Source organism: Armatimonas sp. (assembly GCF_964826245.1).
The window spans coordinates 1-4,878 of record NZ_CBAYMC010000284.1 but is presented as its reverse complement, the minus strand read 5'-3'; the positions used below and the strand labels follow the sequence as shown (position 1 = coordinate 4,878).

General features: G+C 59.7%; 6 protein-coding genes. 3 read left to right on the top strand and 3 right to left on the bottom strand.

Going from position 1 to position 4,878, the window contains the following annotated elements:
* Window positions 1-58: 58 nt before the first annotated feature.
* Both AC1XOS_RS19730 and AC1XOS_RS19725 read right to left on the bottom strand, forming a co-directional pair.
* Window positions 59-1,465: an Nramp family divalent metal transporter gene (locus tag AC1XOS_RS19730; RefSeq protein WP_481963927.1), complete on the bottom strand. Its 1,407-nt coding sequence runs from the start codon at window positions 1,463-1,465 to the stop codon at window positions 59-61.
* A gap of 8 nt (window positions 1,466-1,473) precedes the next feature.
* A complete protein-coding gene (locus AC1XOS_RS19725) occupies window positions 1,474-1,905 on the bottom strand; it encodes a metal-dependent transcriptional regulator (RefSeq protein ID WP_481963926.1) in 432 nt (143 codons plus the stop codon).
* Window positions 1,906-1,977: 72 nt separating this feature from the next.
* Between AC1XOS_RS19725 and AC1XOS_RS19720 the strand changes: the two genes are divergently transcribed.
* Together AC1XOS_RS19720 and AC1XOS_RS19715 are read left to right on the top strand one after the other, a co-directional pair.
* Entirely contained in the window at window positions 1,978-2,364 is a 387-nt protein-coding gene (locus AC1XOS_RS19720; RefSeq protein WP_481963925.1) for a response regulator transcription factor, read from the top strand.
* 6 nt (window positions 2,365-2,370) lie between these two features.
* Window positions 2,371-4,077, top strand: coding sequence for a glycoside hydrolase family 36 protein (locus AC1XOS_RS19715; protein WP_481963924.1), 1,707 nt, complete (start codon window positions 2,371-2,373; stop codon window positions 4,075-4,077).
* A 41-nt stretch (window positions 4,078-4,118) separates the two neighbouring features.
* Here the strand turns inward: AC1XOS_RS19715 and AC1XOS_RS19710 are convergent, their stop codons facing one another.
* Window positions 4,119-4,670: an acyltransferase gene (locus AC1XOS_RS19710; RefSeq protein ID WP_481963923.1), complete on the bottom strand. Its 552-nt coding sequence runs from the start codon at window positions 4,668-4,670 to the stop codon at window positions 4,119-4,121.
* Here AC1XOS_RS19710 and AC1XOS_RS19705 point away from each other — a divergent pair.
* Window positions 4,664-4,878, top strand: a 215-nt coding sequence (locus AC1XOS_RS19705) for a hypothetical protein (RefSeq protein WP_481963922.1), incomplete at its 3' end; no start/stop codon positions are given. The genes AC1XOS_RS19710 and AC1XOS_RS19705 overlap by 7 nt on opposite strands.

The window sequence follows — 4,878 nt, the reverse complement described above, 5'->3', positions numbered from 1 at the left end:
GCTGAGCTAAGGCGGCTTGCTCGCAACTCAAAACAAGTGACGTGCGAGGGGAAGTTTATCATGCCTCCTCAGGCTTTGCAACCTCGGGTTTCCCTTTGTAGCCCCACTGCACCCAGGCGGCAAACACAGCGATTCCGAGAGCGCCGACGATAACCCCTTTGGGTCCAATCTGGGGCGTGTCCCAGAGCAGCTTGATATTTAGCCCTGCGATAAGCAGACAGACTAGCAAACCAAGGAGCTTGAGCCAGAGTGGGTTGGTAAACTCACCCATGCGCTTTTTATCCGAGGTGAAAGCCAGCAGTGGGAAGATCGCAAAGGAGAGCTGCATCGAGAGCACCACTTGGGAGAGCGTGAGCAAGAAGACCGTGTTCTTGCCTCCACTTACCCCGATGAGCACTATTGCAGGAATAATCGCCAGAGCGCGGGTGATCAGCCGCCGTAGCCACGGCGCGATCTTGAAGTTCAGAAAGCCCTCCATCACGATCTGCCCGGCCAGGGTTCCAGTGATGGTGGACGACTGTCCACTTGCCAGAAGCGCAATCGCAAAGGCGGTGGCAGCGGCTCCCCCCAGCATGGGCTTGAGGAGAACATGCGCCTCTTCCAAGCCCGCAACCTCGAACTGGCCCTTGGCATGAAAGGCGGCAGCGGCGACGATCAAGATAGCGGCATTGACAAAGAAGGCCATCCCCAGAGCGATCACGGTATCGGCTGTCGCACTACGCAGGGCGTGGCGCAGGCCAGCAGGCGTTTTCTCATAGGCACGGGTCTGGACAATCGACGAGTGGAGATAGAGATTGTGGGGCATCACGGTGGCCCCGAGAATTCCCAGTGCAATAAAGAGGGCCTCTTTGTCGGGGAGCTGTGGGGTAACGAGGCCACGGCCAATTCCTCCCCAGTCCGGGTGGGCGTAGAAGAGCTGGAGGGCAAAACAAAGCGCAATGGTTGCGACGAGAGTGATGACCAGCGCCTCGATCTTACGGAAGCCAAAGCGCATCAGGCCGAGCAACAGCAAGACATCCATCCCCGTGATCAGCACGCCCCAGGGCAGAGGAATATGCAGCAGTAGCTTCAGTGCAATAGCACTACCAATTACCTCCGCTAAGTCGCAGGCGATAATCGCGACCTCGCAGAGTAGCCAGAGCGCAATCGCGGCGGGCTTTTTGTAGTAGTCACGGCAGGCCTGCGCTAGGTCCTTGCCCGTCACCAAGCCGAGGCGTGCGCAGAGGGTCTGGAGCAAGATCGCCATGAGGTTGCTGGCAAGAATCACCCAGAGGAGCTGGTAGCCGTACTTTGCGCCGCCTGCAATATCGGTGCCCCAGTTTCCGGGATCCATGTAGCCCACACTCACCAGGTAGCCGGGGCCGGCGAAAGCGAGAAGCCTTCGCCAGGACGAAGCCGTTTTAGGAACCGAGACACTCTGGTAGGCCTCAGGAAGAGAAGGTGCAGAGGAAGGCGTCGTTGACATCGTTTAACTCAGTTCTCCCTCTCGGGAATCGGGGAGCCGTGAGGACAGGTGGTGGGGTGGTTGAGAAAAATAGCGAGGCGCTCTTCAAACTCTTCGGAGATCACGTGCTCTAGCCGCTCGGCCTCGTCGTGCGCTCCCTCCGGCGAGAACCCAAGCGTGTCGGTAAGAAAGCGCTCCAAGAGCCGGTGATGACGCGAGAGCTCACGGGCGAGACGCTCCCCAAGGGTTGTCAGACGAACTCCTTTGTAAGCGGTATACTCGACGAGCCCCTCACGCTCCATCGTCAGGAGCATCTTGGTCACAAACGCACGCGATGTCCGGGTTCGCTCCGCAACCGCCGACGGCGCTGCGGTTGCAAGGGGGGTTTGCAGGGCATGAATGGCCTTGAGCATATCGCCCGTTGCCTTGCCTAGATAACGCTCTCTCTCAGAATTAACCATAGTTAACTTAACCTAAGTGAATTCTATCCCACTCGCGCATTTTTTGCAAGATCTCAGGTAAAATGACTCACAATGTCACAGAACACGGAAAATCCCCCCATTATCATGGTCGTCGAAGATGATCCCAATATCCTCAGGCAGATCGAGTTCAACCTGAAGAGTCACGGATACTCTGTTGTTACCGCTGTCTCAGGGGCCGATGCTCTCCGCCAGATGCTCCTCCAGCGCCCTACTTTGCTTATCACCGATGTAATGATGCCCGAGATGGACGGCTACGAGCTGGTCGCAACCCTCCGCCGCGACAACGACCTGCGCGACCTGCCGGTCATCATGCTCACGGCTCGCACGGGAGAGAACGACATGGTGCAAGGCTACACCAGTGGCACGGATCTCTATCTCACCAAGCCCTTTGACCCCGCTGAGCTAATCGCTTTTGTTGGGCGCATCATGCCAGGCTAAGCAGGCATGTTACTAGCACGACTCAAAACCAGCGCGTGCACTGTCCCAGCAGGTCTCACACTCACGCGCACCTGGCGTGGGAGCTTCTGCCGCGCCACACTCCATAACCTCACGCCTGCACCGATCACCGTCCCTGAGATCGTACTGTTTGACCTAGCACATGGCTTTTCGGGCGACACGTCGCTCTATGGCGAGGCGTTCCAGATGCTCAGCCAGCTGGCAGGAACTCTGGCGAACCCCGCCGATGTGGGCTACTACCCAGATAGGACACACTACAAGATCCCCGAGCCTGAGAGCCTGCGTACGAGCTATGGTATGCTGATGCTCACCCCGGAAAACCAAGAGCGCGTGCTGCTGGGCTTCACGTCTTGTAAGCGCTTTATCGGGCGCTTTAGCTTCGATGCCACCCGCCTGCGCATCTCGCTCGACACCGAGAACCGAACCATCGCGCCCGGCGAGCGCTGGGAGCTCGAGGAGTTTCTTATGGCCACGGGAAATGACCGCGAGGCGCTCTTAGACAAGCTCACTTCGGCCATCGCCAAGCACCACCCCAAGCTCAAGCACAGCCCTGTCCCGACCGGCTGGTGCTCGTGGTACTGCTTTGGCCCCGATGTCACCGATAAGAATATCTACGACAACCTAGAGTGGGCCGCAAGAAACCTCCCGTCCCTGCGCTACATCCAGATAGACGATGGCTACCAGCCACACATGGGCGACTGGCTCGACACAGGCAAGGCGTTTGGTGGCTCGGTGCAGACCGTGCTCAAGGCAATCGCGCAAAAGGGCTTCGAGCCCGCGCTCTGGGTCGCCCCATTTATCGCCGATGGGCAGTCGCGCCTCTTTGCCCAGCACCCGGACTGGTTTGTGAAAGACGAGACGGGCGCTCCCCTTCCCTCCAATAAGATCGGCTTTGGCGGCTGGCGCATGGGGCCGTGGTATTGCTTGGATGGCAGCCACCCCGCCGTCCAGGAGCACCTCGAAGCTCTCTTTCGCACGCTCCACCAGGACTGGGGCGTCACCTACTTCAAGCTGGATGCCAACTACTGGGGCGCGATCCACGGCGGCCACCACTTCGACAAAAACACCACGCGCATCGAAGCCTATCGGCGCGGCATGGAAGCTATTTTGCGTGGCGTGGGTCCAAACAGCGTTGTGTTGGGCTGCAACCATCCGATCTGGCCGTCGCTTGGCCTGATCCACGCCTCGCGCTCGTCCAACGACATAGACCGCTCCTGGGAGTCGTTTACCAAGACGGGCCGCGAGAACCTCTACCGTGGCTGGCAGAACGGGCGCTTCTGGTGGAACGATCCGGACTGTCTGCTCCTTACCGGCGACCTCTCCGACAGCGAGTTCCTCTTCCACGCCACGCTGCTCTATGCCACCGGCGGCATGTTGCTCTCCGGCGATGACCTCACCCAGCTCTCCCCCAAGCGCCTCGCGATGCTCCAAAAAATGCTCCCCGCTACCGGTATCTGCGCCCGCTTCGCTGATGAGAACTTCACAGTCGGGGAGATCAAGCTACGCGGCAAGACCCACTGGGCACTCTTCAACGGCGAAGACTCGCCTGCTACCTGCCTCATTCCCCTTGCCAAGCCTGCCCACCTCACCGATGTCTGGAGCGACAGAGACCTCGGCGTACATAGCGGCAACTACGCCGTTGAGCTTCCCGCACGCAGTGCGCGGCTGATTGAATCCTTTAACCCCGCTGATTGAAAGCGGTGGGCTCAGGTGGCACGCTCTTGCGGGTCTTCGTCTCAGTGAACCAGCTTGTCGAGGTTGGCAATGTGCTTTACGGGGGTTCCGCCGATATGGGTGTGGGGTGCAACATCTTTGTTGACGAGGGAGCCGGGGCTCACAAGTGCACCCGCACCGATGGTGATGCCCGGTAGGAGAACACTGCGTGCACCGATCCAGGCTCCGTCCTCAATCACCACGGGGGCAATAACAAGCTCTCCCGCGCGGTGCTCTTTCGGGCCGATCTGGTGTGAGCTGGTGAGGATCATGGTCTCGTGGCCGACACACACACCCGCGCCGAGTATGATCTTCTCCTGCAAGTCAAACGTACAGCCTGGCTCGATGTGGCACTTCGGCCCGATCTTGAGATTCTTTGCAAGGCCGCGCTGTCCATTGAGGCGTATGCCATGGCGCACCACGGTTGCCTCGCCCACGGCGGCCCCGGCGAGCCGCAGGAGCGTGGCGCAGGGCAGAAAGGGGAGAAACTTCAGCAGCCCAAAAGCGAGCTGGAGGCGCGGATGAATTCCCGCCGTGTCTTCTTGGAGTGCTTTTTTGAGCTTTTGTTTTGTCATCTGAGTTTTTTGAAGCGGGCTCCGTGGAGCGCCTCCTCGGTAAGAGTGATGCGCACGGGGGTCTGGTAGGGCGCGAGGCGGCCCTGGCAAAACGTCCGCAGGCGACGTTTGAAGGCCGCGAGCTCCTCGGGCTGACAGAGCTGGAAGCGAGCCGTGACGATCTGGCCCGTCAGCAGGTTTGCCTAGCCCGCCACGGCCACATCGCGGA

Bases quoted from the DNA above. Each gene is read 5' to 3' on its own strand.
- AC1XOS_RS19730 (WP_481963927.1), bottom strand. From the start codon at position 1,465: ATGTCAACGACGCCTTCCTCTGCACCTTCTCTTCCTGAGGCCTACCAG.
- AC1XOS_RS19725 (WP_481963926.1), bottom strand. From the start codon at position 1,905: ATGGTTAATTCTGAGAGAGAGCGTTATCTAGGCAAGGCAACGGGCGAT.
- AC1XOS_RS19720 (WP_481963925.1), top strand. From the start codon at position 1,978: ATGTCACAGAACACGGAAAATCCCCCCATTATCATGGTCGTCGAAGAT.
- AC1XOS_RS19715 (WP_481963924.1), top strand. From the start codon at position 2,371: ATGTTACTAGCACGACTCAAAACCAGCGCGTGCACTGTCCCAGCAGGT.
- AC1XOS_RS19710 (WP_481963923.1), bottom strand. From the start codon at position 4,670: ATGACAAAACAAAAGCTCAAAAAAGCACTCCAAGAAGACACGGCGGGA.